The organism is Micromonospora sp. U56, assembly GCF_018070095.1.
GTDB lineage: Bacteria > Actinomycetota > Actinomycetes > Mycobacteriales > Micromonosporaceae > Micromonospora > Micromonospora purpureochromogenes.
The window spans coordinates 1-3,591 of record NZ_JAGPYL010000224.1; the positions used below are offsets into that span (position 1 = coordinate 1).

The 3,591-nt window shown below is 76.7% G+C and carries 3 protein-coding genes and 1 pseudogene; 2 read left to right on the forward strand and 2 right to left on the reverse strand.

Annotation, left to right across the window (positions count from 1 at the left end; translation table 11 throughout):
* Positions 1–173: 173 nt before the first annotated feature.
* On the reverse strand, positions 174–1,247 hold the full coding sequence (locus KBX37_RS33520; RefSeq protein ID WP_210779834.1) for a DUF4037 domain-containing protein: 1,074 nt from the start codon (positions 1,245–1,247) through the stop codon (positions 174–176).
* Positions 1,248–1,354: 107 nt separating this feature from the next.
* On the opposite strand from KBX37_RS33520, the gene KBX37_RS33525 reads away from it, so the two are divergent.
* Both KBX37_RS33525 and KBX37_RS33530 read left to right on the forward strand, forming a co-directional pair.
* Positions 1,355–1,573, forward strand: a complete 219-nt coding sequence (locus KBX37_RS33525) for a hypothetical protein (RefSeq protein ID WP_307849317.1) — start codon at positions 1,355–1,357, stop codon at positions 1,571–1,573.
* Positions 1,574–1,652: 79 nt separating this feature from the next.
* Complete coding sequence (locus KBX37_RS33530) at positions 1,653–2,573, forward strand: 5'-3' exonuclease (protein ID WP_210779835.1); 921 nt, start codon at positions 1,653–1,655, stop codon at positions 2,571–2,573.
* Positions 2,574–2,609: 36 nt separating this feature from the next.
* On the opposite strand, the pseudogene KBX37_RS33535 reads toward KBX37_RS33530, so the two are convergent.
* A pseudogene (locus KBX37_RS33535) lies at positions 2,610–3,591 on the reverse strand (RNA helicase); the annotation flags it as partial.

Genomic DNA, 3,591 nt, shown 5'->3' on the forward strand with positions numbered 1-3,591 from the left:
GCACCCTCGCCGGTGTCGTCGGCGCGCGGGGCACCCTGTTCGTCTTCGCCGCCGCCGCGGTGTGCGCGCCGCTGGCCCTGCTCCTGTCGCCCGTGCGTCGGCTGCGGGACTTCACCGACCTGCGGGTGGACGGCGTCGATCGCCGGGAGGTCCTCGGCGCCCGGTGACGGGGGTCAGCGCGGCGGCAGGGCCGCCGCGAGCCGGCGGACCCGCTCCGGGTGGGTGAGCACGTCCACGTTGTCGACGTACTGGTCGACGGCGCCGACCGGCGGACGCTCGCGCAGCGCCGGGTCACCGATCGCGGCGCGCAACGCGGTGGCGAACCGGCCGGCGTCCAGCACCAGGAACGGCCGGCCGTGGAAGGGCCGCACCCGAGGGTCGACCGGCGCGGCGAGGCCCCTGCCGTTCGTCCAGTCCGCCAGGGTCTCCAGGGCCCGGCCGAGCCCGGCCTCCCGCGCCGTCCAGCCGCCCGGCCCCACGGCGTCGGTCAACGCGGCCACCACCGGCGGCGCCTGCGGCAGCCGGGCGAAGACGGTGCCGAGCCACTTGTCGTACGGGGGCCAGCGGCGGTGCAGCAGCAGCCCGAGGCGCATCAGGTCGCGGGCCAACCCGGCGGTGACCACCCGGCTGCCCAGCTCGTCGCCGACCTCGGCGCACCGCCCGGCCAGGTGCTCGCACTGGCCGATCCGGGTCCAGGCGGCGCTCAGCACGTGGCGCCACACGTCGTCCGGGTACCAGGCCAGCCGGGCCCGGGCAGCGCGCAGCGCCCCGCCGAGCCCGTCATGGAAGACCGCCCCACCGGTCAGCTCGGCCAGTCGCTGGGTCGGCAGCGACAGCCAGTCCTCCGTGGTGACCCCGGCGGCCGGGTCGAAACCGAGCCGGCCCCGTAGCCAGCCGTCGAGTTCGTCCACGCCGACCCCGTGTCGGTCACCGGCCGCGTCCACCACCCCGAGCCGCGTGCCGGGGCCGCCGGCGAACCGGGTCGGCCAGCTCAGGAACTGCGCCGGCAGGCCGACGTCCAGCGCGGCGCGGACCGGCGCGACGTCTGCGGCGTCGGCGACGAAGAGTTGGGCCCGCGGACCCCAGTCGTGGTCGGTGGAGCGGGGCGTGTCCAGCCCGAGCAGTTCCGAGCCGCCGTCGAGCAGGCCGGCCGCGTAGGCCAACCCGGGACAGCGCCGCGCCAGCAGCGGCGCGAGGATCTCGTCGTGGAACCTGCGGCAGAGCGTCAGGCCGGGTACGAACGCCATGCCGGCAGTCTGCCGGTGCGGGCCCGGGCCGCCACCGGATTACCGGCCCGCCTGCCGGTCGCCGCCGATAACCTGGACCGGGGGTGACGGATGGGAAGGTGGGGACGGTGACGCAGGAGCGCGCAGCGGTACGGCGTCGCCGGATGCTCGCGGCCGGCATCCTCGCCGTGCTCGGGCTGGCGCTGCTCGGGCTCGGTCTGACCGTCGCCGACGGCGTCCTCGCCGGCGTCGAGGTGGTGCTGGCGATCGTGCTGCTGCTGGCCAGCTACGCCCTGCAGTACGTGGCCCGTCGCGCGACGCTCTACCGTCACGACGACGAGCGGTAGACACCCGCCCCGACCGGAGCCGGCCGGGCCGGCACGCCACGTTCCCACCCCGTCGTAGGGCTGTGACAGGCTGTCGGGCGTGGCACAGCGACCCCCGATCCTGCTGATCGACGCGCCGAGTCTCTACTTCCGGGCCTACTTCGGCATCCCCGAGTCGGCCGCGAAGACCGAGGACGGCCAGCCGGTCAACGCCGTCCGCGGCTTCCTCGACATGCTCGCCCAACTGGTGCGCACCCGCCGCCCCGACCGGATGGTCTGCGCGCTGGACCACGACTGGCGGCCGGCCTGGCGGGTGGAGCTGCTGCCGTCGTACAAGGCGCACCGGGTGGCGCCGCAGGGCGGCGAGGTGGTGCCGGACACCCTCTCCCCGCAGGTGCCGATGATCCTGGACGTGATGGAGGCGATCGGCATCACCGCGGTCGGCGCGACCGGCTACGAGGCCGACGACGTGCTGGGCACGCTGTCGGTGACCCAGGACGCGCCGGTGGAGGTGGTCTCCGGCGACCGCGACCTGTTCCAGCTCGTCGACGACGGGCGCGGGGTGCGGCTGCTCTACATCGGGCGGGGCGTGGCCAAGCTGGAGGACTGCGACGACGCGGCGGTCCGTGCCCGCTACGGGGTGCCCGCCGACCGGTACGCCGACTTCGCCGCGCTGCGCGGCGACCCGAGCGACGGGCTGCCCGGCGTGCCCGGGGTGGGTGAGAAGACGGCCGCCCGGCTGATCGACCGGTACGGCGGCCTCGCGGGCATCCTCGCCGCGCTGGACGAGCCCGGTTCCGGCTTCGCGCCGGGGCTGCGCACCAAGCTGGACGCGGCCCGGGGCTACCTGGCCGTCGCGCCGAAGGTGGTGGAGGTGGCCCGGGACGTACCGCTGCCGGCGCTGCCCACCGCGTTGCCGACGGCGCCCGCGCAGCCGGAGCGGCTGCTGGAGCTGGCGCAGCGGTGGAACCTGGCCGGCTCCTGCCGGCGACTGGTCGACGCCCTCGCCGACCGGCCCTGACCACCGGCCGGGAGGGGCGACGACCGCCGCGGGTTCTCAGGTGGAGAAGTGGTAGGCCAGCACGCCGCGGTTGACGGCGGCGATCGCCTGCCGCGCGGTGGACCGCAGGTCGGCCGAGGCGCCACCGGAGTCGGCGAGCTGGCCGAGCAGGTCGACGACCTGCCGGGACCAGCGCACGAAGTCGCCGGCGGGCATCTCCCCGTCGATCTCGTGCCCGCTGGCCAGCACCTTGGCCAGGGCCTCGCCCCGGGCCCAGCGGTAGATCGGCCAGGCGAAGCCGAGGTCCGGCTCGCGGGTGACGGTGAGACCTCGGCCGGCCTCGTCGGCCTCGATCTCCCCCCACAGCTTGAGCGTCTCGTCGACCGCGTCGGCGACCGGACCGCGGGGCAGTCCGGCCCGCTCGTCGACGTCGCGGCGGGCCTCGAAGAACACCACCGAGACGGCGGCGGCCAGCTCGGCCGGGGAGAGCCCGTCCCAGACTCCCCGGCGCAGGCACTCGGCGACCAGCAGATCGGCCTCGGTCCAGATCCGGCCGAGCATCCGGCCGGCGTCGGTGACCCCGCCGTCGGCGGAGAGGTAGCCCCGGGCGGTGAGCAGCGCGACGATCCGGTCGAACGTCCGGGCCAGCGAGCCGGTCCGGCCGGCCACCCGCTGGCGCAGCTCCTCGGTGTCCTTCTCCAGCCGGCGGCTGCGCTCCGCCCAGCGGGCGTGCTCCTCCCGGTCCGGGCAGCCGTGGCAGGGGTGGTTACGCAGCTCGGTGCGGAGCTGGCTGAGCCGGTGGTCCTCGCCGGCGGCCTGCCGGGACCGGCCGCCGCGGCGACCGCCGTGCCGGTCCAGGCCGGTGCCGCTGACCTCGGCGGCGAGGTCCCGCCGGGCGGCCGGGGACCGGTGGTTGAAGGGCTGGGGCCCCCGGATGCGGGCCAGCTGCTCCGCCGGGGTGGGGAAGTCGCCGGGGCTGGCCCGGCCGGCCCCGCGGTGCTGGGTGAGCCCCAGCGGGCGCGGCTCGCCGTACCCGGCG

What these genes read in the sequence shown, in the direction of transcription:
- KBX37_RS33520 (WP_210779834.1), bottom strand. Translation starts at nt 1,247, where the DNA reads ATGGCGTTCGTACCCGGCCTGACGCTCTGCCGCAGGTTCCACGACGAG.